General features: G+C 73.0%; 17 protein-coding genes. 10 read left to right on the top strand and 7 right to left on the bottom strand.

The window, feature by feature from the left end:
• Window positions 1-39: 39 nt before the first annotated feature.
• A complete protein-coding gene (locus OG965_RS07630) occupies window positions 40-1,206 on the bottom strand; it encodes a serine hydrolase domain-containing protein (RefSeq protein WP_371656878.1) in 1,167 nt (388 codons plus the stop codon).
• A 191-nt stretch (window positions 1,207-1,397) separates the two neighbouring features.
• Between OG965_RS07630 and OG965_RS07625 the strand changes: the two genes are divergently transcribed.
• A complete protein-coding gene (locus tag OG965_RS07625) occupies window positions 1,398-2,921 on the top strand; it encodes a beta-ketoacyl synthase (protein WP_371650465.1) in 1,524 nt (507 codons plus the stop codon).
• A 30-nt stretch (window positions 2,922-2,951) separates the two neighbouring features.
• Here the strand turns inward: OG965_RS07625 and OG965_RS07620 are convergent, their stop codons facing one another.
• The 3 genes from OG965_RS07620 to OG965_RS07610 all read right to left on the bottom strand — a co-directional run bounded on the left by OG965_RS07620 (window position 2,952) and on the right by OG965_RS07610 (window position 6,840).
• Window positions 2,952-5,276 carry a glycosyl hydrolase family 18 protein gene (locus OG965_RS07620; RefSeq protein ID WP_371650463.1) on the bottom strand — a complete coding sequence of 775 codons (2,325 nt, stop codon included), beginning with the start codon at window positions 5,274-5,276 and terminating at the stop codon, window positions 2,952-2,954.
• Between the two features lie 120 nt (window positions 5,277-5,396).
• The gene (locus tag OG965_RS07615; RefSeq protein ID WP_371650461.1) at window positions 5,397-6,254 is read right to left on the bottom strand and encodes an alpha/beta fold hydrolase; all 858 of its coding nucleotides are present in this window, start codon (window positions 6,252-6,254) and stop codon (window positions 5,397-5,399) included.
• A complete protein-coding gene (locus OG965_RS07610) occupies window positions 6,247-6,840 on the bottom strand; it encodes a TetR/AcrR family transcriptional regulator (RefSeq protein ID WP_371650459.1) in 594 nt (197 codons plus the stop codon). The genes OG965_RS07615 and OG965_RS07610 overlap by 8 nt, the downstream gene beginning before the upstream one ends.
• A gap of 178 nt (window positions 6,841-7,018) precedes the next feature.
• On the opposite strand from OG965_RS07610, the gene OG965_RS07605 reads away from it, so the two are divergent.
• Genes OG965_RS07605 through OG965_RS07595 form a run of 3 tightly spaced genes read left to right on the top strand, consistent with a single transcriptional unit; the run spans window position 7,019 to window position 10,363 of the window.
• On the top strand, window positions 7,019-7,375 hold the full coding sequence (locus tag OG965_RS07605; RefSeq protein ID WP_371650457.1) for a hypothetical protein: 357 nt from the start codon (window positions 7,019-7,021) through the stop codon (window positions 7,373-7,375).
• Window positions 7,376-7,409: 34 nt separating this feature from the next.
• The gene (locus OG965_RS07600) at window positions 7,410-9,158 is read left to right on the top strand and encodes a cation acetate symporter (protein ID WP_371650455.1); all 1,749 of its coding nucleotides are present in this window, start codon (window positions 7,410-7,412) and stop codon (window positions 9,156-9,158) included.
• The gene (locus tag OG965_RS07595) at window positions 9,155-10,363 is read left to right on the top strand and encodes a sensor histidine kinase (RefSeq protein WP_371650453.1); all 1,209 of its coding nucleotides are present in this window, start codon (window positions 9,155-9,157) and stop codon (window positions 10,361-10,363) included. Before OG965_RS07600 ends, OG965_RS07595 begins: the two co-directional genes overlap by 4 nt.
• Here OG965_RS07595 and OG965_RS07590 read toward each other — a convergent pair.
• Window positions 10,360-10,893, bottom strand: a complete 534-nt coding sequence (locus OG965_RS07590) for a GNAT family N-acetyltransferase (RefSeq protein WP_371650451.1) — start codon at window positions 10,891-10,893, stop codon at window positions 10,360-10,362. The two genes, OG965_RS07595 and OG965_RS07590, sit on opposite strands and share 4 nt — an antisense overlap.
• Before the next feature lie 67 nt (window positions 10,894-10,960).
• Here OG965_RS07590 and OG965_RS07585 point away from each other — a divergent pair, with 67 nt between their 5' ends.
• From OG965_RS07585 to OG965_RS07575, 3 genes are all read left to right on the top strand, one after another.
• Entirely contained in the window at window positions 10,961-11,911 is a 951-nt protein-coding gene (locus tag OG965_RS07585) for an SDR family oxidoreductase (protein ID WP_371650449.1), read from the top strand.
• Between the two features lie 135 nt (window positions 11,912-12,046).
• Entirely contained in the window at window positions 12,047-13,000 is a 954-nt protein-coding gene (locus OG965_RS07580) for a phosphatidylinositol-specific phospholipase C (RefSeq protein ID WP_371650447.1), read from the top strand.
• 92 nt (window positions 13,001-13,092) lie between these two features.
• Window positions 13,093-15,138 (top strand): SpoIIE family protein phosphatase, encoded by a 2,046-nt coding sequence (locus OG965_RS07575; RefSeq protein ID WP_371656877.1) that lies wholly within the window; start codon window positions 13,093-13,095, stop codon window positions 15,136-15,138.
• A 27-nt stretch (window positions 15,139-15,165) separates the two neighbouring features.
• Here the strand turns inward: OG965_RS07575 and OG965_RS07570 are convergent, their stop codons facing one another.
• On the bottom strand, window positions 15,166-16,767 hold the full coding sequence (locus OG965_RS07570; RefSeq protein WP_371650445.1) for a phosphodiester glycosidase family protein: 1,602 nt from the start codon (window positions 16,765-16,767) through the stop codon (window positions 15,166-15,168).
• Window positions 16,768-17,207: 440 nt separating this feature from the next.
• On the opposite strand from OG965_RS07570, the gene OG965_RS07565 reads away from it, so the two are divergent.
• Window positions 17,208-19,328, top strand: coding sequence for a SpoIIE family protein phosphatase (locus OG965_RS07565; protein ID WP_371650443.1), 2,121 nt, complete (start codon window positions 17,208-17,210; stop codon window positions 19,326-19,328).
• On the opposite strand, the gene OG965_RS07560 is transcribed toward OG965_RS07565, so the two are convergent.
• The gene (locus tag OG965_RS07560; protein WP_371656876.1) at window positions 19,315-20,328 is read right to left on the bottom strand and encodes a LacI family DNA-binding transcriptional regulator; all 1,014 of its coding nucleotides are present in this window, start codon (window positions 20,326-20,328) and stop codon (window positions 19,315-19,317) included. The two genes, OG965_RS07565 and OG965_RS07560, sit on opposite strands and share 14 nt — an antisense overlap.
• A gap of 374 nt (window positions 20,329-20,702) precedes the next feature.
• On the opposite strand from OG965_RS07560, the gene OG965_RS07555 reads away from it, so the two are divergent.
• Both OG965_RS07555 and OG965_RS07550 read left to right on the top strand, forming a co-directional pair.
• On the top strand, window positions 20,703-21,989 hold the full coding sequence (locus OG965_RS07555) for an extracellular solute-binding protein (RefSeq protein WP_371650441.1): 1,287 nt from the start codon (window positions 20,703-20,705) through the stop codon (window positions 21,987-21,989).
• 8 nt (window positions 21,990-21,997) lie between these two features.
• Window positions 21,998-22,969, top strand: a complete 972-nt coding sequence (locus tag OG965_RS07550; protein ID WP_371650439.1) for a carbohydrate ABC transporter permease — start codon at window positions 21,998-22,000, stop codon at window positions 22,967-22,969.
• Window positions 22,970-23,010 lie beyond the last annotated feature (41 nt).

The following is a 23,010-nucleotide window of genomic DNA, read 5'->3' as shown; positions in this document are numbered from 1 at the left end:
CTGTCTTTGAACCCCCGTCTGCGCCCCGACGCCCGGGGTTCACAGTGCGCTGTAGACGGCCTCGACCAGCGCCATCTTGCGCGGGTCGTCCGCGATGTGGGAGCCCATGCGGTTCATGACGTAGCCGAGGGAGATCCCCGCCTCCGGGTCGGCCAGGCCGCAGGAGCCGCCGAAGCCGTCGTGGCCGACCGCGCGCGGATTGGGGCCGTACGAGCCGTTGGGGCCGCTCAGCCACAGGCCGAGGCCGAGCTCGGTCTCGTGCGCGAAGCCCGCGCCGATCACCAGGTCGCGGCAGGCGCCCTGGCCCTCGCGGACCCGCTCGGCGGCCTCGGGCGACAGGACGCGGCGGTCGCCGCAGCGGCCCCGCCGGGCGAAGATCCCGTAGAGCGCGGCGACCGCGCGGGCGGTGCCGTGGCCGTTGGCCGCCGGGATCTCGGCGGCCCGCCACTCGGGGGTGTTGGCGTCGGCGGCCCCGGCCAGCGGGTTGCTGAGCGCGGCGATCGCCACCGGCTCCAACCGGGCGAAGAGCGCGGCCAGTTGACTGCTGTCGGCGGTCGGCGGGTGCACCAGCTCGGCGGCGCGCCCGGCCTCCTTGGCGTCGAGCCCGATGGTGAAGTCGAGGCCCAGCGGCCCGGTCACCTCCCGGTGCAGATACTCGCCGGGCAGCACCCCGGTGACCCGCCGGACCACCTCGCCCACCAGATAGCCGTAGGTGAGCGCGTGGTACCCGGACCGGGTGCCCGGCTCCCACCACGGCTCGGTCGCGGCGAGGCGCGCGGTGGTCGTCTCCCAGTCGTAGAGGTCGGCGAGGGTGTGCGGCTCGCGCAGCCCGGCGAGCCCGGCGCGGTGCGCGAGCAGATGGCGTACGCGGACGGACTCCTTGCCCGCGGCCGCGAACTCGGGCCAGTACGCGGCGACCGGCGCGTCCAGGTCGAGCAGCCCGCGGTCGGCGAGGAGGTGGGCGCACAGGGCGGTCGGGCCCTTGGTCGTCGACCACACGTTGACCAGGGTGTCCCGCTCCCAGGGGCGGGTCCGGGCGCCGTCGGCCCAGCCCGCCCACAGGTCGACGACGCTCACGCCGTCGACGAGGACGCTGACGGCGGCGCCCAGCTCCGAGCGGTCGCGGAAGTTCTCCTCGAAGGCGGCGCGGACGGCCTCGAAGCGGGCGTCGCAGTGGCCGTGGACCGGCGGAACGGGCTCAGTCATGGAGGGCATGCCGGGACCGTACCGACTGGTCGGACCGTACGGAAGAGGGCCGTATGCCCGGCGCGGTGCCCGGCCCGCCGAGGTGCTGGGACGAGAGGGGGCAGGCAAGATGTTTCCAGATCGCTTTATCGACTTCTTAGGGCTGAAGTGATGCCCTGGAGCCGTTCACACGTGCGAACCAGGAAGCGGCGATGAGCGAAGAGTCGGTCATGGGCGGGGAGTGCTGTCTCCTCACCACCGGAGAACTCGTACCGGGCGACGTGGTCGCGACCGGCGTGGACAGCTGGCACGTGGTGACGCGCACCGCGCCCGCCAGCGAGGCCCGGACCCGGCTCGTCCTGCGCCCGGTGGGCGGCGGCCCCGACCAGGAGCGCCTCCTGGACCGGCGCGAGCGCCAGGTGGTGCGGGTCGGCCGGGTCGACCCGGCCGACGTGACCAAGCCCGAGGGCCCCGGCACCGGCAGACGGCGGGTCGTGGTGACCGGCCTCGGCGCGCTCACCCCGCTCGGAGCGGACGTGCCCGGGCTCTGGCAGGGGCTGCTCTCGGGGCGCTCGGCGGTGCGGCTGCTGGAGGACGAGGAGTTCGACGCGCTGCCGGTGCGGCTTGCCGCCCGGTCCGCGGTGGACCCGTCCGACCTGCTGCCAAGGCCCCAGGCGCGGCGGATGAACCGGTCCGCGCAACTGGCCGTGCTCGCCGCGCGCGAGGCCTGGCGGGACGCCGGCCTGGACCTGGAGGGCGCCCGCGAGAGCGGACTGCTGCCCGCCCGCGCCGGGGTGTCGCTGGGGTCGATCATCGGCGGTGCGCCGGTGCTCGTCGAGGCCCAGCGGCGGCTTGAGCAGCGGGGCCCGCGCGCGGTCTCGCCGCACACCGCGCCGATGCTGGTGCCGTCCTCGGCCGCCGCCCAGATCTCCATCGACCTCGGCATCCTGGGCGAGGCGAGCACCCTGGTGTCGGCCTGCGCCTCCGGCACCGAGGCCATCGGGCACGCCATGGACCGCATCCGCGACGGACACGTCGACCTGGTGGTGGCGGGCGGCACCGAAGCCGTGATCACCCCGGCGATCCTGGCCGCCTTCGCCGCGATGAGAGCCGTTTCCACCAGCAACGACGAACCGGCGTCCGCGTCCCGCCCGTTCGACAAGAAGCGGGACGGATTCGTCCTCGGCGAGGGCGCGGGCGTGCTGGTCCTGGAGGCCGAGGAGCACGCCCGGGCCCGGGGCGCGCGCATCTACTGCGAGGCCGCCGGATGGGGTCTTTCGGCCGATGCCTTCCACATGGCGGCCCCCGAGCCGGGCGGACGCGGCATCGAGGCGGCGCTGCGGTCGGCCCTCGCGGACGCGGACGCCACGGCGGCGGACGTGGTCCACGTCAACGCCCACGCCACCGCCACGGTCGAGGGCGACCGGGCCGAGGCGCGGGCCCTGGGCCGGGTCCTGGGCGCGCACACCCCGGACGTCCCGGTCACCGCCAACAAGGGCGCGCTCGGCCATCTCCAGGGCGGCGCGGGCGGCGTGGAGGCCATCGCCACGGTCCTGGCGCTGCGGGACGGACTGATCCCGCCCACGGCCGGGTGCGACGACGTCGAGGACGGGATCGCCCTCGACGTCGTGCGCCGCAGCCCGCGCTCACTGCCGCTGGACGGCGACATCGCGCTCAGCGACTCGTTCGGCTTCGGCGGCCACAACGCGGTGCTCGCGTTCCGGAGCATCGGCTGAGGCCCGGCTGCCCGAGCCGCGCCGGGTCCCTCAGCCGAGCCCCCCGGCCAGCGCGCTCATCAGCGTGCCGCCGGGCGTGTCGCCGGACATCTCCCAGATCATGGCGCCGAGCAGCCCCTTCGACTTGAGGTAGGCGGTCTTCTTGCCGATCGACCAGGTGTCGTCGAAGGTCCACCACTGCCCGTCGGCCCCGGTGTAGCCGTACGTGGAGACGGACTGCTCGTCGTGGTAGACGGTCAGGCCGGGCACGGCGCCGATCATGTTGCTGTAGCCGCGCACCCCGGCCTCCTCCGGGAACTGGCCGGGCGCGGCCCCCTTGGCCGACTGCCACTCGCCGTGCGCCCCGCCGTCCGCGACGCTCTGCCAGCCGCGTCCGTAGAACGGGAAGCCGACGGTGAGCTTGCGCGGGTTGACCCCGGCGTCCAGATAGGTCCGCACGGCCCCGTCGACGCTGAAGTGGGTGGCGTACGGGTCCTGGGTGTCGGTGTAGAGGTTCGCCTGGTGGCCGGTGCGGTTCGGCTCCCAGGAGTTGTCGCTGCCGGCGCCGTGGAAGTCGTACCCCTGCACATTGGCGAAGTCCAGGGACGAGAAGATCCTGGTGAGGTCCCAGCCCTGCTGGATCTTCGCGGGGTCGGCGGGGGTGAACGCGGTCAGGAGCCTGTGCGGGCCGCCGAGCGCGTCGAGCTGCTTGCGGAACTCGGCCAGCAGCAGGGTGAGGTTGGCCTTGTCGGCCGTGGAGTAGTGGTTGCCCGCGTGGCCGTCGGGCGAGCCGGGCCACTCCCAGTCCAGGTCGATGCCGTCGAAGACCCCGGCGCCCGTGCCGGGGCCGCCCGCGCCGTTGTAGGCGGGGAGGTTGCCCTTGATCCACACGTCGACGCAGGACGAGACGAACTTCTTGCGTGAGGCGTCGGTGGCGGCGGCGTCCGTGAAGAACTTCGAGTACGTCCAGCCGCCGAGCGAGACGACGACCTTCAGATTGGGGTACTTGGCCTTGAGCTTCTTGATCTGGTTGAAGTTGCCCCGGAGTTTGGCGTAGCCGTCGTCGGCGACGCCGTCCACCGACTGGGCGGCGCTGAACGGCCGGGCGTAGTCGGCGTCCGCGTCGCCCGCGCCGGTGCCCTGGTCGGGGTCCTGCGGGTTGGCGCCGACGCCCTTGGTGACCCCGGCCAGACAGGTCAGGCTGCCCGGATCGATGTTCTCGAAGGCGTAGTTGACGACGTCGAGCTTGGCCGCCGAGCCCGAGGTGTCGAGGTTCTTCACGAAGTACTGGCGGCCGTAGATGCCCCACTGGGCGAAGTAGCCGACCTTCAGGTACTTGCCGGTGCCGGCCTGGTCGTCGGTGGTGACGTCCAGGGCGGCGGAGGCGGGCGAGGCGTTGTCGGCCGCGTCGCGTGCCTTCACCGTGAACGTGTACGTGGTGGCCGGGGTCAGCCCGGCGACGGTCGCGGTGAGGGTGGCGGCGGAGAGCGTCTGGGAGAGCACCCCGTCGCGGTACATGTCGTACGCGGCGACGCCGACGTTGTCGCTCGACGCGTTCCAGGCCAGGTTCACGCTCGTCGACGTCCGGCCGGTGGAGCGCAGGCCGGTGGGCGCGGTCGGCGGGGTCGGGTCGGAGGCCGGGTCGGTGGTCGTCGCGGTGACCACCGCGCTCTGCGGACCGGTGTTGCCCCGGGTGTCCCTGGCCCGGACCGCGAAGCCGTAGGCGGTGGCCGGGGTGAGCCCGCTGACCGTGGCCGAGGGTGTGGTCGCGGTGGCGACGACGGTGGCGCCGCTCAGCACGTCGTACGAGGCCACGGGGTGGTCGCCGCCCGTAGCCGCGGTCCAGGAGAGCGACACGCTGTGCGCGGTGACCGAAGTGACCTTGGGGGCGCCGGGCGCGGACGGCGGCGCGTCGGGGGTGCCGTCGCACTTGTCGCCGTTGACCGTGCACGCGCCGGGCGCGGCGATCGGGCCGCTCGCGACGAACCAGTAACTGTACGGCTCGGTCGTCGAGTTGGCCGCGACGGTCGCGTTGTAGTAGGCGTTCTTCACCGTCACATGACGGCCGCTGACGGTGGCGTCGCCGTTGTAGTGGCCGCTGATGGAGACCCCGGCCGGGAGGTCGAACTCCAGGGTCCAGCCGGTGACGGGGGAGGAGGTGGTGTTGCGGATGACGTACGTCCCCTTCCACCAGGAGCCGTTGTCCTGGCTGCTGAAGGAGGCGGTGAGGCCGCTCGCCGCGTGGGCGGGGGTGGCGGCGAGGCCGGTGAGCAGGGCGACGGGGAGCAGCAGTGCGCCGAGCAGTGCGAGGAGTCTTCGGTGGGGCGAGCCTGATGGGGACGAGGGCGAGCCCGGTAAGGACGAGGGCGAGGACATCGTTCCTCCCTGCGGTGCCGTGGGGGATGGGACAGGGCGGATCGCTGCGCAACGTAGAAGGTCTGGACCAGTCGGTCAACCGTCTGGTCCAGACCTTTTTCGCGAGCCCGCTCCCGGCCGCTACACCGCGTCCTCGGCCATGGCCGCCGCCAGCGTCCGCCGCAGCACCTTCGCGAACCGGACCGGATGCGTGCTCAGACCGACGTGGCCGCCCGGGAGTTCGACGAGCCCGGTGCCGAACCGCTCGGCCAGCACCGCCGCCGGGCGGGCGAGCAGTAGATCCCGGGAGGCGCGCCCGCACGCCGGGACCAGTCGCCCGGAGTGCGCCGCCAGCGCGTCCATGTCCGGCATGTACCCGCTGAACTGGCGCAGTTCGCGCTCCAGGAACTGCGGCATGTTCTCCCGCATCCGGCGGAACCGCTCGGCGGTCGCCGGTGTGCCGTCCGGCTGTGCGCTCCCGTCCCGCTCGTCGTCCGGCTCGTCGGCGCTCTCCTGGCCCGCCGCCGTGCCGAGCGCGGTCATCGCCGCATCCAGGCCGTCGCGACCGAACGCCTCGACGACGCCCGCGAAGGCCGCCCGCCACCGGTCCGCGTCGGGCAGCAGCCCCAGCGTCGGCGGCTCGTGGGCCACGACGAACCGCAGCCGCTCCGGGTGCCGGGCCAGCAGGTCGAGCGCGATGATCGCGCCCGAGCTGCTGCCGAAGACGAAGGCGGGCTCGCTCGGCGAGACCTCGGCGAGCAGTCGGCGCATGTCGTCGCTGTGCACCTCCACCTGCTGGTCCCGGCCCCGCTCACCGGCAGCGCTGCGGGACTTGCCGCGCGGGTCGACGGCGACGACGGTGAACCGGTCGGCCAGGTCGGCCCCCACCAGGTCGAAGGCGGCGGCGTCCCCGCCCCCGCCGGGGATCATCAGCAGCACCGGGCCGGTGCCGCGCTTCTCGTAGTACAGGGTCGCGCCGGGTACGCGCAGTTCAGGCATGGTTCGCTTCCTCCGTGGGTGAGGCCGGCCAGTGTTCGAGGAGGACGTGCAGGGCCGCGACGGCCCGCCGCCACGAGGTGTCCACGTCGCGCACGTGGTTGAAGCCGCCCTGGGCCTCGATGCTGATGTAGCCGTGGAAGGTGCTGCGCAGCAGCCGTACCGCGTCGGTCAGGTCCGGCTCGGCGAGCCCATAGCCGCGCAGCATCCCGTAGGTGATCTCCACGGTCCGCCGCATCGCGGGCGAGTCGGCGGCGGCCGCCGGGTCGAGCCGGATCTGGGTCGCCGCGTAACGGCCGGGGTGGGCCAGTGCGTACGCCCGGTACGCGTCGGCGTACGCCATCAGGGCGTCCCGCCCCGACCGGCCCGCCACCGCGACGGCGATCTCGTCGATGAGCTCGCCACCGGCCAGCAGGGCGACCCGGGTGCGCAGGTCCCGCACGTTCTTGACGTGGGAGTACAGGCTCGCGTCCTTCACGCCGAAGTGCCGTGCCAGGGCCGACAGGGTGACGTTGTCGAATCCGATCTCGTCCGCCAGATCGGCGGCCGCCGCCGTGACCCGGTCGGCCGTGAGTCCCGCACGCGCCATGCGCCCCGTACCTCCGTCGTCGCTGTTTTCCGCCCTGGAACCGGCGGTTCCTAGGATCCCTAGGTGCAAACCTAGGGTACATAGGTACCCGTGCGGGCGCCATCCATATCGCGGCCGTGCTCCTGCCGGGCCATCACGACTACTCTCTGGCGACACAGAGTCTCTGGGGGAGGCAGCCGTGCCGCAGGATCCGACGGAACGCCGCGTCGTCGTCACCGGGGTGCCCCGGCGCACCCGCGGGCTCACCGGCTACCGCCCCCGGACCGAGATCGACGAGCAGACCACCCTCGGCCACACCTATGTGCGCTCCCTCATGCGCAGCCAACTGCTCGCCGGGCTCACCGTCTTTGCCGTCCTCGTGCTGCTGGTCGGCCCGCTGCCGCTGGTGTTCGCGGTGCGGCCGCAGAACCCCGGGCTCGTCTGGGGCGTGCTCGGCTTCGGCGTCTACCCGCCGCTCGTGCTGCTCGCCCGCTGGTACGTGAAGCGGGCCGAGCGCAACGAACAGGACTTCGCCCGCCTCGTCGAGGACCGCTGACCGCCCGCCCGGCGCCGCCGAGGAACGTGAGAACGTGAACCAGAACTACGCCGTACCGGCCGTGGCCCTCGTGGTCCTCGCCACGGTCCTCGTCGGCGCGCTCGGCCTGCGCATATCCCGGACCACCTCCGACTTCTACGTGGCCTCGCGCACAGTGGGCCCCCGGCTCAACGCGGCCGCGATCAGCGGCGAGTACCTCTCCGCCGCCTCCTTCCTCGGCATCGCCGGACTCGTCCTCGTCCAGGGCCCGGACATGCTCTGGTACCCGGTGGGCTACGCCGCCGGCTATCTCGTCCTGCTGGTGTTCGTGGCGGCCCCACTGCGCCGCTCCGGCGCGTACACCCTGCCCGACTTCGCCGAGGCCCGGCTCGAATCCCGCTCCGTGCGACGGCTCGCGGCCGCCCTGGTCGTCGGGGTGGGCTGGCTCTATCTGCTGCCGCAGCTCCAGGGCGCGGGCCTCACCCTCCACGTGCTCACCGGGGCGCCGCGCTGGTTCGGCGGCGTCCTGGTCGCGGTGGTCGTCGTCGCCACCGTCGCCGCTGGCGGCATGCGCAGCATCACCTTCGTCCAGGCCTTCCAGTACTGGCTGAAGCTCACCGCCCTCCTCGTGCCCGCGCTCTTCCTGCTGCTCGCCTGGCACGGCGACGGCACCCCGCGCGTCGCCTTCGACGAGCCCGCCGCCTTCCGCGAGCAGCGGGCCGTACGCGTCGACGACACCCTCGACATCAGGCTCGCCGCCCCGCTCACCGTCACCGCCACCGGCACCGTCGACGGCACCCGCCACCACGCCGAACGCGTCCTCCTGCCCACCGGCACCCACCGCGTCGAGGGCGGCACCCGGCTCGTCTTCGCCCCCGGCGACCCCGTCCCCAGCAGCGACGCGGGCAGCGCGGGCATGTCCACCCCGCTCGCCCACGCCCGCCAGGAGCGCCCGCTGTACGCCACGTACGGCCTGATCGTCGCCACCTTCCTCGGCACCATGGGCCTGCCGCACGTGGTGGTCCGCTTCTACACCAGCCCGCACGGCGTCGCCGCCCGCCGCACCACGGTCGTCGTCCTCGGCCTGATCGGCGCCTTCTATCTGCTGCCGCCCGTCTACGGCGCCCTGGGCCGGCTGTACGCGCCCGAACTCGCCCTCACCGGACAGGCCGACGCGGCCGTGCTCGTCCTGCCGCACCTGGTGATCGGCGGGGTCGGCGGGAACCTGCTCGGGGCGCTGCTCGCGGGCGGCGCCTTCGCGGCGTTCCTGTCCACCGCCTCGGGGCTGACCCTGGCGGTCGCGGGCGTCCTCACCCAGGACGTGCTGCCGACCCGGGGCGTACGGCACTTCCGCCTCGCCACCCTGCTCGCGGTCGCGGTGCCGCTGGCGGCCAGCGCCCTGGTCGGCGGGCTTCCGGTGGCCGACGCCGTGGGCCTGGCGTTCGCGGTCTCCGCGTCGTCGTTCTGCCCGCTCCTGGTACTCGGCATCTGGTGGCGCGGGCTCACCCCGCCGGGCGCGGTGGCCGGGATGGTGGCGGGCGGCGGCTCGGCGCTGCTCGCGGTCACCGCCACCATGGCGGGCCTGCCCGGCGGCGGACCGCTGCACGCGCTGCTCGCCTGGCCCGCCCTGTGGTCGGTGCCGCTCGGCTTCCTGACGATGATCCTGGTGTCCCTGGCGACGGCGGCCCGGATCCCGGCGGGCACCGCCGCGATACTGGCCCGCTTCCACCTGCCGGAGGCGCTCTACGCGGGACAGCACGGCGGACCGGCCCGAGGCACCGCACCCCGTCAGGCCCAGGCGTGAACGGCTTCCTGGCCGGGATGTTCGCGGCGGCCCTACCGCTGGTCGCCGCCGGGTTCTGGGCCGGGCGGCGCACCGCCCGCCCGCAGGGCCTCGGCGATCTGGGCACGCCCGTCGAGCACGCCACCTTCCAGACCCTGCACACCGCCTCCCTGGCCGCGCCCCCGCTGCGGGCCGGGCTCACCCCCGACACCGCGCGCCGCGCCGCCCGCGGGCTGCGCACCCTGCTCGGCACCGACGCGCTGTGCCTGACCGACGGGTCCTCGGTGCTGACCTGGGACGGGGCGGGGGAGCACCACAGCGCGGAGATCCTGGCGCGGCTCGGCCGCATCCGCGAGACCGGCCGGGGCGAGGCGTTCCGCATCCGCTGCGACGACGACGGCTGCGCCCTGCGCTGGGCGGTGGTGGCCCCGCTCACCGTCGACGACCGGGTGCACGGCGCCCTGGTCACCTGCGCGCCGCGCGAGTCGGCGGTCCTCGTACGGGCGGCGGGCGAGGTGGCCCGCTGGGTCTCGGTCCAACTGGAGCTCGCCGACCTCGACCGGTCCCGCACCCGGCTGATCGAGGCCGAGATCAAGGCGCTGCGGGCGCAGATCTCCCCGCACTTCGTCTTCAACTCGCTGGCCGTGATCGCCTCGTTCGTCCGGACGGACCCGGACCGGGCCCGAGAACTGCTCCTGGAGTTCGCGGACTTCACCCGCTACTCGTTCCGCCGGCACGGCGACTTCACCACCCTGGCCGACGAACTGCACGCCATCGACCAGTACTTGGCCCTGGTCCGCGCCCGCTTCGGGGAACGGCTCTCGGTGACCCTCCAGATAGCCCCCGAAGTGCTGCCGGTGGCCCTGCCCTTCCTCTGCCTCCAGCCGCTCGTCGAGAACGCCGTCAAACACGGCCTGGAGGGCAAGACCGACAAGAGCCACATCAGCATCACGGCGCAGGACGCCGGGTCCGAGGCGCTGGTCGTCATCGAGGACAACGGCGTCGGCATGGAGCCCGACCGGCTGCGCCGCATCCTCGCGGGCGAGGCCGGCCCGTCCGCCGGCATCGGTCTGTCCAACGTGGACGACCGGCTGCGCCAGGTGTACGGGGACGGCCACGGCCTGGTCATCGAGACGGCGGTGGGCGCCGGAATGAAGATCACGGTCCGGCTGCCCAAGTACCAGCCCGGCGTCCACTCGGCGCCGGGCCGGTTGGGCGCGGGCTAGCCCTCGTACTCGGTGAGGTCGATGGAGTGGACCGCCACCTGGTTGCCGTACCGACGGTCGGTCGTGACCTTCTCGGGGACCATGCCCAGCTTGCGGATCACGTTCTCGGACGCGCTGTCGCCCACCCGCGCGATGGCGAGGACCCGGTCGAGGCCGCGGTCCTGGAGGGCGAACTCCAGCGCCGCGTGCGCGGCCTCCGAGGCGTACCCCTGCCCCCAGAACTGCCGCCCCAGGCGCCAGCTGATCTCCACGGCGGGCAGCACCTCGGGCAGATAGGTGGGGACGGAGAGCCCGGTGAACCCGGCCAGCTCGCCCGAGCCGAGGAGTTCGACGGCGAAGAGCCCGAAGCCCTCCTCGTCCCACTCCTCCTCCCAGCGCTCCATCTCCTCGGCCGTCTCCTCCAGATCGAGGACCGAGCCGTCCCCGGTCCAGCGCATGACGTCCGGATCGGCGTTGATGTCGGCCAGGGCGGGCAGGTCGTCCTCGTCCCAGCGGCGCAGGAGCAGACGGGGGGTGTGGATCTCGGTCATGCGCCCATCCTGTCGAATACGGGGCCGAACCGGTAATCCGCGGCCTCGGCGCGGGCAGACTCGGACCGTGGACGGACCTCGGGCCGAACCGGCCGGGCGGGCGCTGCGCGGGCGCGTGGCCGTGGTGGCCGGGGCCACCCGGGGCGCCGGCCGGGGCATCGCCGCCGCCCTGGGCGAGGCGGGCGCGACCGTGGTGTGCACCGGCCGCAGCAGCCGCAGGCATCCGATCCCGTCCGACTACGACCGCGGCGAGACCGTCGAGGAGACCGCCGAGCTGGTCACCCGGCTCGGCGGCACCGGCGTCGCGGTCGCCGCCGACCACCTCGACCCCGCCCAGGTGAAGGCGCTGGCCGAGCGGATCGCCGACGAGTACGGCGCCGTCGACGTCCTGGTCAACGACATCTGGGGCGCCGAACTCCTCAAGGGCGGCCCCGCCGACTGGAACACGCCGGTCTGGGAGCACGACCTCGACGACGGACTGCGCATCCTGCGGCTCGCCGTCGACACCCATCTGATCACCTCCCATCACCTGCTGCCGCTGCTCATCGACCGGCCCGGCGGCCTGCTGGTCGAGGTGACCGACGGCACCGCCGCCTACAACGCGGCGCACTACCGGCTCTCCGTCTTCTACGACCTGGCCAAGGTCGCCGTGAACCGGCTGGCGTTCTCGCAGGGGCACGAGCTCGGGCCCTACGGAGGCACCGCCGTCTCCCTCACGCCCGGCTGGCTGCGCTCGGAGATGATGCTCGACGCCTTCGGCGTCACCGAGGAGAACTGGCGCGAGGCCGCGGCCCCGCCGGACTTCGCGCTCTCGGAGTCGCCGCGGTTCGTGGGGCGCGCGGTCGCGGCCCTGGCGGCCGACGGCGACCGGGCCCGCTGGAACCAGAAGTCGGTCAGCTCCGGCGAACTCGCCCGCGTCTACGGCTTCACCGACGTCGACGGCTCCCGCCCCGACATCTGGCGCTTCCTGGAGGACCGCGAGCGGGGGCTCGACGCGGACCCCGGGGACTACCGGTGACACGTACGGACAGGACTACCGGGCGGTAATCGGTGCTGCGCGACGCCTGTTCTCCTGCGGCCCGCTGTGCTTCCATGCCACAGCGATGACCGGGTGGGCCCTGGGGGGCCGCCGAGCGGCAAGGGGAGCGTGGGCATGGACCGGCGTGGCTTTCTCAAAGGAGCGGCCGTGCTTCCGGCCGCCGGACTCCTCGCGTACGCGGGCGCCGCGCCCGCCCGGGCCCGCGCGCTGGGCACCGGCGACTGGATGGCGGGCCTCGGCGGCACGACCGCGCTGCGGCAGCTGACGATTCCCGGCACGCACGACACCGGCGCCCGCTTCGGCGGCCTGTGGGTGAAGTGCCAGAGCGCGGTCGTCGCCGCTCAGCTGAACGCCGGCATCCGCTTCCTGGACGTACGCTGCCGGGCCACCGGCGACGCCTTCGCCATCCACCACGCCGCCTTCTACCAGAACCTGATGTTCGGCGACGTGCTGATCGCCTGCCGGGACTTCCTCGCCGCCCACCCGGGCGAAACCGTGCTGATGCGCGTCAAGCAGGAGTACTCGACGGTCGGTGACGCGGAGTTCCGCCGGATCTTCGACCTCTACCTCGACCAGAAGGGCTGGCGGCCGCTGTTCCGCCTCGACGGCGCGCTGCCCACGCTGGGCGAGGCACGGGGCAAGGTGGTGCTGCTCGCCGACAACGGCGGTCTGCCCGGCGTGCGCTACGGCGACCCGGCGCTCTTCGACATCCAGGACGACTACAACGCCGAGCCCTTCGGCAAGTACCCCAAGATCGAGGCCCAGTTCCGCAAGGCCGCCGACCAGCCGGGCAAGCTCTACATCAACTATGTGAGCACGGCGGCCGCTCTGCCGCCCGAGTGGAACGCCGCCCGGCTCAACCCGCAGGTCCGCGACTTCCTGAACGGTTCGGCGCTGCCGGGCAGGACCGGCCTCGGCATCGTCCCCATGGACTTCCCCGAAGCGACCTCGGGGCTGATCGACGCGGTACTGCGGCACAATCCCGCCCCCGGCGCCCGGGGGGCGCGGCCGAACGGGTGGCTGTGGGCCGACCGCACCACAACGGGCCACTCGGGTGCGGCTCCGTGATGCGGAGGAAAAACCCCCGAAGTTAAGCTGACGCAGTGGCTGGACGCGACCGACGGGAGATCGGGCCGGGCGAGAGGCTGGCCCTCAACCGCATGGGCAGCTTCGACTGGGACCTGGCGAACAACACCCTTGCGTTCGATGACGCCGGTCTCGCCGTCTTCGACCTGAAGCCCGACGAATACGACGGGAACCCCGACTCGCTGGTCTCCCGGGTGCCCCCCGAGGAGGGCATGCGGGTCAACGCGGTGATCGACGAGGCCATGCAGACCGGCCGCTCCTCCTACGGCGCCTACTTCCAGCTGCGGCGGCGCAACGGACACCGGCAGTGGACCCATGTGCGCGGGCGGATCCTGCGCGACGAGCGGGGCAGCGCGTACCGCGTCCTCGGGATCGTCCGCAACGCCTCCACCGAACTCACCGAGTTCACGCTGATCAGCCCGCTGGAGGCGGGCCGAAGACGCATCACCGGCATGGTCCAGGGCACCACCGAGGCCCTCTCCAAGGCGGTGACCGTCGAGGACGTCGCCGCCGTCCTCACCGGCACCGACGGGATGGAACGGTTCGGCGCCGACGGGCTCGTCCTCGGCCTGGTCGAGGGCGGCGCGCTCAAGGTCATCGCGACGGCCGGCGACTCGATGGACGCGCTCGACGAGCTGAAGCTGCACCGCCTGGACGACTCGCTGCCGCTCGCCGAGGCCGTGCTGACCGGCCGGTCCCGGTTCGTCACCTCGCTCGGCGAGCTCGGCCACACCTTTCCCCGGCTCGCCCCGTTCATCCAGCACCTGGAGCTGGACGCGGCGGCCTTCCTGCCGCTGATCGCCCAGGCCCGCCCGGTCGGCGGGCTCGCGCTCTTCTTCCGGGGGCGCAGCGACTTCTCGGCCGAGGACCGCAACCTCTGTCTGGGGCTCGCGGGCATCCTCGCCCAGTCGCTCCAGCGGGCCATCCTCTTCGACCAGGAGCGCGAGTTCGCGACCGGCCTCCAGGCGTCGATGCTGCCTCGGCACGTGCCCGAGGTCCCCGGCGCCGAGATCGCCGTGCGCTACCACGCGGCCTGGGGCGGCCGGGAGGTCGGCGGCGACTGGTACGACGTGATCGCGCTGCCCCGGGGGCGGGTCGGGGTCGTGGTCGGCGACGTCCAGGGCCACGACACCCACGCCGCCGCGATCATGGGCCAGCTGCGGATCGCGATCCGCGCGTACGCGGGGGAGGGGCACCCGCCCGCGACCGTGCTCGCCCGCGCCTCGCGCTTCCTGGCCGAGCTCGACACCGAACGCTTCGCGACCTGTACGTACGCCCAGGTGGACCTCTCCTCCGGCGGTGTACGGGCCGTCCGGGCGGGCCACCTGGGGCCGTTCATCCGGCACACCGACGGCCGGGTGGGCCGCCCCAAACTGCGCGGCGGACTCCCGCTCGGGCTCGCCACCGAGTTCGAGGACGAGGAGTTCCCCGAGACCCGGCTGGACCTGGTGCCCGGCGAGACGATGGTGATGTGCACCGACGGGCTCGTCGAGGAGCCGGGCCTGGACATCGCGGCCGGGATGGACGCCCTGGAGGGGGCCGTCAGAACGGGCCCCGAGGGGGCCGACGCGCTCGCGGACCACCTCTCCGCCACCCTCTGGGAGCGCTGGGGCACCGGTGACGACGTCGCCCTGCTCGTGCTGCGCCGCGCCCCCGACCCGGGCACCCCGCAGGCCCCCCGCATCCACCAGTACATCCACCAGGCCGACCCCGAGGGCCTCGCGGAGTCCCGGGTGGCCCTGCGCCGGGCTCTGGAGGACTGGGGGTTCGGGGAGCTCGTCGACGACGTGGAGCTGGCCGCGGGCGAGCTCCTGGGCAATGTGCTGCTGCACACCGAGGGCGGCGCCGTCCTCACCCTGGAGGTGCTGCCCGAGCCGGTGCGGCGGGTACGGCTGTGGGTCAAGGACCGCTCCAGCGTCCGCCCGCGCCGCCGCACCCCCGGCGAGGCGGCCACCTCCGGGCGCGGTCTGATGCTCATCGAGGCGGTGTCGGCCCGCTGGGGCATCGAGCCCAGGGGCGACGGCAAGGCGGTGTGGTGCGAGTTCGTGCCGGACGGCACGGAGGCGGACCTGTCGGCCGAGCGGCCGGTGGTGCCGCCGGAGGAGCCCCCGGAGGACTGACCGGTCAGTCCTCCGGGACGTACGGGATCAGGGCTTGATGACCCAGGCGTCGCCCAGCGAGCGCTCGCCCGAGGAGTCCGACGGGTGGTTGATGACGCCGTCGGCCGCCGTGGCCATCACGCTGGAGCCGCCGCCGTCGAGGTTGAGCGCCTCACGGGCGCCGAGCTGGCGCATCAGCTCCGCGGTGCGCGCGACGCTCAGCCCCTCGCTGTAGCCCGCCTGGCGGCCGTCGACCACGGCCAGCATCAGCCGACCGCGGTCGTCCACGCCCATCATCGAGCGCGGATTGGCCCGGTTGGTCCAGTCGTACGTGAACGACTGGTCGGCGCCGAACCGGATGATCCCGTCCGCCAGCGCGTTCACCGACACCTTGCCGTGCCGCACCAGGGTCGGGCCGACCTGCATGATCGTGGTGTCCCGGGTGAGCGGGACCGGCCGGCCGTAGCTGTCGCTGACGCGGGTGCGGATGCCGAGCTCGTCGCCCACGTGCACATGGCCGAGCAGCCACTCGGCGCTGTCCCCGATGGCCTGGATGGTGGATCCGCCGTCCGGGACGGCGGCCCCGCGCGAGGCGTTCACCGCGACCACCTCGTTGTCGGCGTCGAGGACGGCCTCGGCGCCCGCACCCTTCGGCGCGGCGCCCCACTCGGGGGTGAACTGCACCAGCTCGCTGGGGTCCGTGCACTCGAAGTCGTGCTGCGGCTTCTCGGTCGGGGTGTCGCCGCCGACTCCGCCGCAGTTCCAGACGTCGCCGGGGAAGCGGTTGACGCCGTCGATCTCCTCGATGGCGCCGCCCGGCGTCTGCAGCGAGATGTGCGCCTTGATGGCGTCGACGCGGACGGACCGGCCGCCCTTGGTGATGAGGATCGCGCCCCGGCCCTGGGTCGCCGAGGCGAGCACCTTGCCGTCCTTGACGTAGAACCCGCCGGGGGCGTCGTTGTAGAACCACTGGCCGTTGATGCCCGCGATCGCGTGCGCGCGGGCGACGAGGTCGGTCGCGGGCTCGGTGCCGTGCAGGGTGGGCCCGAACTCGGTGTCCACCTTGCCCTGGAACTCCCGGAAGTCGACTCTTATGACGTTGACCTTCTGCGGGGCCTGGAGGTCGGTGCCGTCCTGCGCGGTGTAGCGCGTGTCGCCGGTGAACCCGGCGGCCTTCACCTTGGCCAGCTCGGCGGTCGCGTCGGGCCGCTCGGCGAAGCCGCCCACCCGGACCGTCCAGCCCAGCGTGCCGGCCGCGAGGTCGGCGTACGCGGGCGAGCGGACCTCTTCGACCCGTGGCGTGAAGCCCTTCTCGCGCAGGGCCTGTGCGACCTGGTCCGCCGTGTCCTTGGGGCCCAGCTCGGTCGTGGCCTTGCCGACCCGGCCGCCGGGCTCGGCGGGCAGGTACACGTGCACGGTCCAGAAGTCGTCCGCGTTCTTCTTGCCGAAGGTGTACGTGGTGAGGGTGACACCGGGGCTCAGGGTCCGGGTCACCGGGGGCGCGGTGGGCGTCAGGGGCGGCTGGAACGGCTTGGCGTCGAGGGCGGGCCGGAGGGCGCCGTGGGGGGCGGCCTCGGCAGTCGGCATGGCGACCGCGGCGGTCAGTGCGACGGCGGCTGACAGCGCGGCGGCGAGGGTGGTTCGGCGCATGAGGCTTCCTTCATGGGTGGGAAGGTGCGTCGAAAATTAGATGGTGTGGACATGGCTTGCGCTGATACGTCACACGCTGCCCACATGAAGTGACTCTCACTGATGAGTGAACGAGGCAGCAGGCCAGAAGTAGTTGGCTCCGTCGAAGTTCAACTGCCTTTCACATAAGGGCTGCTGTGGCCCCCACCGGGGCATTTGTCGCACTCGGAGCCCTCTCTTCCGGTCAGACGATCCGTCAGTTATTTCGTCCGATTTATAACGGAGGCGGAGGGATCTTCCACGCGAATCGCCGTCACCCCGGCGGAGCTGTCCCCCGGTCGGCTCCCGCCGGGCCGCCCCGCCCCGCCGCCGGGCCCTCTCGCCGTGCGGGGACGGCCGCGAGCGGGCAGCCTGGATCTTCCAGAGGTGTCCGCGCGCGGCCGTGGAGGAGGTGGTCCGCCGTGCCCGACCGGGATGCGCCCGGGCCCCGGCCCGACCGCGCGCCCCCGCACCAGGCGGTCCTGTCCCGGGTGCTGACCGGGTTGCTGGACGACGTCCAAGCGCACTCCGGTGCCGTCTATGTGCTCGATCGCGGGGAGAACGTCCTGGTCATGGCCGCGATCGCGGGGCTGCCCAGGGTGTTCGCCGCGCCCTGGGAGCGGGTCGGGCTCGCCGCCCCCATCCCGGTCGCCGACGCGGCCCGCGAACGGCGTCTGGTCTGGGTCGGCGGCGAGGAGGAGATGGCGGGCCGCTACCCCCGGATCGCGGTCGTGCTGCCCTACCCCTTCGCGCTGGCCGCGCTCCCCGTGGCCACCGCCGACACCGTCTACGGGGCCGTCTACGCAACCTGGCCCGGCTCGCACCCGGCGGACCTCTCCCGCCACGAGCGCGAGCGGCTCGGCGCCGCCTGCGACCGGCTCGCCGAGTACATGGAGTGGGCCGCGGGCCAGGGCAGACCCGTGCTGCCGGAGCCCGGCGTGCGCCCCGTGGAGCCGCCCCCGGGGGAGAGCGGCGCCGCCGAGGCCGCCCGGATGGCCGCGCGCCTGCCGTACGGGCTGTGCGCGCTCGATCTCGACGGACGGGTCGAGTACGCCAACCAGGCGGCCGCCGACCTGCTCGGCATCCCGGTCGAGAGCCTGCTCGGCACCCCGCCGTGGGTGACCCTGCCCTGGCTGAACGACCCGATGTACGAGGACCGCTACCGGGCGGCGCTGCTCAGCCAGCGGATCACCTCGTTCGTGGCGCTGCGCCCGCCCGGCGACTGGCTCTCCTTCCGGCTCTACCCCAGCACCACCGGGCTCAGCGTGCGCATCACCCGGGCCCGCGCCACGCCCCGGGGAGGCCGTCCGCCGCGCGACGAGGGGGAGGGGCCGGGGCGTCTTGTGACCATCTCGCACGTCCTGAGCCTGGCCAGCGCTCTGACCGAGGCCGTGGGCGTACAGGACGTGATCGACCTGGTGGCCGACGAGATCATGCCGGCCGTGGGCAGCCGGACCCTGGTCATGCTCGGCTCCTCCGGCGGCCGCCTGCACGTGCTGGGACAGCGCGGATACGAGGACCCCTCGGTGGTGGACAGGTTCGACGGGATGCCGCTGACCGCCCCGACGCCGGGCGTGCGCGCCCTGCTCACCGGCGTACCGGGGTTCTTCGAGTCGCGCCGGCAGCTGGAGCGCCTCTACCCGGTCCGGCACGCCACCCCCGACGGCATGGCCGCCTGGGCCTATCTGCCGCTGATCGCCTCCGGCCGCGCCGTGGGGACCTGTGTGCTGGGCTACGCCGAGGAGCGCGCCTTCACGGCCGAGGAGCGCGCGGTGCTGACCAGCGTGGGCGGCCTCATCGCGCAGGCCCTGGAGCGGGCGCAGCTCTACGACACCAAGCACCGGCTCGCCCACGGCCTCCAGGAGGCCCTGCTGCCGGACACCCTGCCGGACCTGCCCGGGCTCGAAGTGGCCGCGCGCTATCTGCCGGCCACCCTGGGCATGGACATCGGCGGCGACTTCTACGACCTGCTGCCCGTCGGCACCGCGGCCGCCGCCGTGATCGGCGACGTCCAGGGCCACGACGTCACCGCGGCGGGCCTGATGGGCCAGGTGCGCACCGCCGTACGCGCCTACACCGCCGTCGGCCAGACCCCCGGCCGGGTCATGGAGTCCACCAACCGGCTCCTGGTCGACCTCGCCACCGAGCGCTTCGCCAGCTGCATCTATCTGCAGCTGGACACCGCGCGCGGACGCGCCCTGCTGGCCCGCGCCGGACATCCCCAGCCGCTGCTCAGGGACCCGGACGGCCGAGTGCGCACGCTGGATCTGGCCGGTGGCCCGCTGCTCGGCATCGAGGCGGACGCCGTCTACCCGACCACGGAGGTGGCGCTGCCGCCCGGGTCGGTCCTCGCCCTGTACACCGACGGCCTCATCGAGATCGCGGGCGTCGACCTCGACGAGTCGCTGGCCGCCGTCGCCGACCGGCTCGCCGCCGAGGGCGGGCGCCCCCTGGAGGAGGTCGCCGACAGCCTCGTACGCCATGTCCAGGAGACCCAGGGGCGCAGCGACGACGTGGCGCTCCTGCTGCTCAGGCCCGGGTGAGCGGCGCAGCAGCGGTGCTCTCGCGCTCGATCAGCCGGGGCAGCGGCATCGGGACCGACCGGGCGGCGGCGCCGTCGAGCAGCGCGGTCAGCTCCCGCGCGGCGAGCCGCCCGAACGCGATGGTGTCCCGGGAGAGCGCGGTGAGCCACGGGTGGACCATCCGGCACAGCACCGAGTCCTCCCACGACACGATCGAGACGTCGCCCGGCACCGCGAGGCCGAGCCCCGCCACCACGGCGGCGCCGGCGGCCGCCATCACGTCGTTGTCGTAGACCAGCGCGGTCGGCGCCGCCTCTCCGCCCAGCACCCGGCGGGTCACCGCCGCGCCCTCGGTGTCCGAGTAGTCCGTGGTCACCGAGCGCACCCCGGTCAGGCCGCGCCGTTCGGCCTCGGCGCGCAGGGAGCGGATGCGGCGGTCGGTGTGGGCCAGCGAGTCGAGGCCCGCGATGTGCACGACCCTGCGGTGCCCCAGCTCGTACAGCCTGCCGACGACCGCCGCCATCGCCCCGGCGTCGTCGGCGCGCACCTGGGACAGGTTCGGGTGCGCGTCCGGCAGCCCGCCGATCACGACCCCCGGCAGCCCGAGCTCGTCGAGCAGCTCCGGGCGCGGGTCGTCGGTGCGCGGGTCGACCACCAGGACGCCGTCCACGCGGTGCTCGGCCCACCAGCGCCGGTACACCGCGCACTCGGCCTTCACGTCCTCCACCACCTGGAAGAGCAGGCCGAGTTGACGCTCCGCCAGGACCTCCTGGATGCCGGAGATCAGCTGGAGGAAGAACGAGTCCACGCCGAGGGTCGCCGCCGGGCGCGCCACCACCAGGCCGACCGTGGCCGCGCCCTCGCCGGAGAGCGCCCGGGCCGCCGTGCTCGGCCGCCAGCCCAGCTGCTCGGCGACCCGGCGGACCCGGTCCCGGGTGACCTCGGAGACGCCGGGGCGGTCGTTGAGCGCGAACGACACCGCGCTCTCCGACACCCCGGCCCGCTGGGCGATGTCCTTCATCGTCGGGCGGCGCGCCACAGTGCGCCGGGCCGCCTGCGTGTGCTTGCCGGACGGCGGGCTGTCCGTCACCCGTGCCCCTTTCCCGCTGGATCCGGCCGGTCTGCGGCCGGTGAATGCCCCAGCGTACTAAAGCGCTTGAGCCCTATGACTCTAAAGCGCATTAGTAGATCGCTGCAACTACCCCATCGCACGCCGATGACCTGCACGTACAGCATCCAACTAGGGCTACCTATTGACTTTTTGAAGAATCGCACCGCAAAGTCTGCCGATGTGAGCGTCCGGTACCGCGCCTTTCCTGGGGACAGCCCCCGGGCCCCCTGCGAGGCCGGCCTCCGCCGTCCGCACGTCTGGTCCGAGCAAAGGAGCCGTACACCGTGCGCATCTCCCGCAGGGCATTCGCCGCTGCCGCCGTCCTCGCCACCGTCCTGCCGCTGAGCGCCTGCTCCAGCGACTCCGACTCCGGTTCGTCCGACGCGTCCGGCAAGGTCGAAGGGAAGATCATCTTCCAGACCTGGAACCTCCAGGCGAACTTCAAGGACTATTTCAACGGCGTGATCGCGGAGTTCCAGAAGAAGTACCCCGGCACCGAGGTGAAGTGGGTCGACCGGCCCGCCGAGGGCTACGCCGACAAGATCAGCGCCGACGCCGCCGGCGGCACCCTGCCCGATGTCGTCAACGTCTCGCCCGACCTGGTGGCCCCGCTCGCGAAGGCCGGTCTCGCGCTCGACCTCGACAAGGCGGCGTCCGCGTACCGGAAGGAGTACCTGCCCGGCGCCTGGCAGGCCCACCAGATACCCGGCATGCAGGGCACCTACGCCTTCCCCTGGTACCTCAACACGGGCCCGATGTTCTACAACAAGCGGCTGTTCAAGGAAGCCGGGCTGGACGCGGAGAAGCCGCCGAAGACCTACGACGAGGTCTTCGCGGCCGGGCTGAAGATGGCCCGGCAGAGCAACGGCAAGATCGCGACCTTCGCCAACGTGCCCGCCATCGAGGACTTCGGGCGCTACGGCGTCGAGCCGATGAACAAGAGCGGCGACGGCTTCGCCTTCAACGACGCCAAGGGGGTCGAACTCCTCACCAAGTACAAGGAGTTGTACGACGCCAAGGCGCTCGACCCGCAGGCGCTGACCGCCACCCCCGAGTCCGCCGGCCACAAGTTCCTCACCGAGTCGGTGGCCATGAACCCGGGCAGCGCCCTCGACCTCGCCAACTTCAGGAAGCAGGCCCCGACGCTCTACAAGAACATCGGGATCACCGACCAGGTCACCAGCACCGGCAAGGCGAACATGTACGTCATGGGCGTCATGGTGAACTCCAAGGCCAAGCAGAAGCCCGCGGCCGTCGCCTTCGCGCACTTCGTGACCGACGCTACCCGCCAGATGGAGTTCGCCAAGAAGGTCGCCATCTTCCCGAGCACCGCGGGCTCGCTCGACGACCCGTACTTCACCAAGGAGGACGGCACCGACGACACCCGGGTGCGGATCGCCGCCGCCAAGTCCCTGAAGACGGCGGCCAATTACACGCCGGTGCTGTTCAGCGAGCAGATGAAGACCGCGCTGCGCAACGAGGTGGCCAAGGCGCTCCAGGGCAAGCAGAGCCCCAAGGAAGCGCTTGACAACGCTGTCAAGGCCTGTGACCAGCTGCTGAAGCAGAGCTGAGCCGTTCGATGAACAGCCCCACCGCCTCCACGGCGGACCCGTCCGGCACCCTCGCCGCCGCCCCGGCGGCCCGGAGCACCCGCTCCGGGCCGCTCCGGGCCGGCCGCCGCATCCGGCGCCATCTGCCGTCCAGCCCCTGGCTGTTCGCGGCGCCCGGACTGCTCGTCGTCGGGGTGTTCAGCCTGTACCCGTTCGTCAGCACCGTGGTGAACTCCTTCACCGACCGCCGCACCCTGGTGCCCGGCCACTACGTGGGCCTCGCCAACTTCCGCGAGCTGTGGCACGACGACATGTTCTGGACCGGACTGCGCAACAGCACGCTGTACGTCCTCGGCGTGGTCCCGGCCCTGGTGATCCTGCCGCTGCTCCTGGCGCTGCTCGTCCAGCGGCACATCCCCGGCATCGCCTTCTTCCGGGCGGCGTTCTACACCCCGGTCGTGGCCTCCATCGTCGTGGTCGGCCTCATCTGGGTGTGGATGCTCGACGACCGGGGGCTGATCAACTCGGTCCTTGAGGCGGTGGGCGTCGGCAAGGTCGGCTTCCTCAGCGACCAGTGGCTGCTGCTGTGCAGCGCGATGGCGGTCACGGTCTGGAAGGGCCTCGGCTACTACATGATCATTTACTTGGCGGCGCTGGCCAACGTACCGCGCGAACTGCACGAGGCGGCGGCGGTCGACGGGGCCGGGGCGGTGCGCCGCTTCTTCACCGTCACCGTGCCGGCGTTGCGCTCCACCATGGTCCTGGTCGCCGCGCTCTCCTCGGTCTCGGCCTTCAAGGTCTTCTCCGAGGTCTATCTGATGGCGGGGCCCAGCGGCGGCCCCGCGGGCGAGGACACCACCTTGGTGATGCTCGTCCAGCGCGTCGGCACCGGCCTCACCGGCCGGGTCGGCTACGCCTCGGCGATCTCCGTGGTCGTCTTCGTCGTCACCGTCGTACTGATGCTGCTCGTGCTGCGGGCGGACCGGAGGGAGGACGCGTGAAGACCGACAGCGACACCGACACCGCAACAGAGCCCCGTTCG

It is taken from the genome of Streptomyces sp. NBC_00224, assembly GCF_041435195.1.
Taxonomy (GTDB): Bacteria; Actinomycetota; Actinomycetes; order Streptomycetales; family Streptomycetaceae; genus Streptomyces.
Note: the sequence above shows the minus strand (reverse complement) of the source record. Positions and strands in the feature narration are given on the sequence as shown.

What these genes read in the sequence shown, in the direction of transcription:
- OG965_RS07630 (WP_371656878.1), bottom strand. Translation starts at nt 1,206, where the DNA reads ATGACTGAGCCCGTTCCGCCGGTCCACGGCCACTGCGACGCCCGCTTC.
- OG965_RS07625 (WP_371650465.1), top strand. Translation starts at nt 1,398, where the DNA reads ATGAGCGAAGAGTCGGTCATGGGCGGGGAGTGCTGTCTCCTCACCACC.
- OG965_RS07620 (WP_371650463.1), bottom strand. Translation starts at nt 5,276, where the DNA reads ATGTCCTCGCCCTCGTCCTTACCGGGCTCGCCCTCGTCCCCATCAGGC.
- OG965_RS07615 (WP_371650461.1), bottom strand. Translation starts at nt 6,254, where the DNA reads ATGCCTGAACTGCGCGTACCCGGCGCGACCCTGTACTACGAGAAGCGC.
- OG965_RS07610 (WP_371650459.1), bottom strand. Translation starts at nt 6,840, where the DNA reads ATGGCGCGTGCGGGACTCACGGCCGACCGGGTCACGGCGGCGGCCGCC.
- OG965_RS07590 (WP_371650451.1), bottom strand. Translation starts at nt 10,893, where the DNA reads ATGACCGAGATCCACACCCCCCGTCTGCTCCTGCGCCGCTGGGACGAG.
- OG965_RS07580 (WP_371650447.1), top strand. Translation starts at nt 12,047, where the DNA reads ATGGACCGGCGTGGCTTTCTCAAAGGAGCGGCCGTGCTTCCGGCCGCC.
- OG965_RS07575 (WP_371656877.1), top strand. Translation starts at nt 13,093, where the DNA reads ATGGGCAGCTTCGACTGGGACCTGGCGAACAACACCCTTGCGTTCGAT.
- OG965_RS07570 (WP_371650445.1), bottom strand. Translation starts at nt 16,767, where the DNA reads ATGCGCCGAACCACCCTCGCCGCCGCGCTGTCAGCCGCCGTCGCACTG.
- OG965_RS07560 (WP_371656876.1), bottom strand. Translation starts at nt 20,328, where the DNA reads ATGAAGGACATCGCCCAGCGGGCCGGGGTGTCGGAGAGCGCGGTGTCG.
- OG965_RS07550 (WP_371650439.1), top strand. Translation starts at nt 21,998, where the DNA reads ATGAACAGCCCCACCGCCTCCACGGCGGACCCGTCCGGCACCCTCGCC.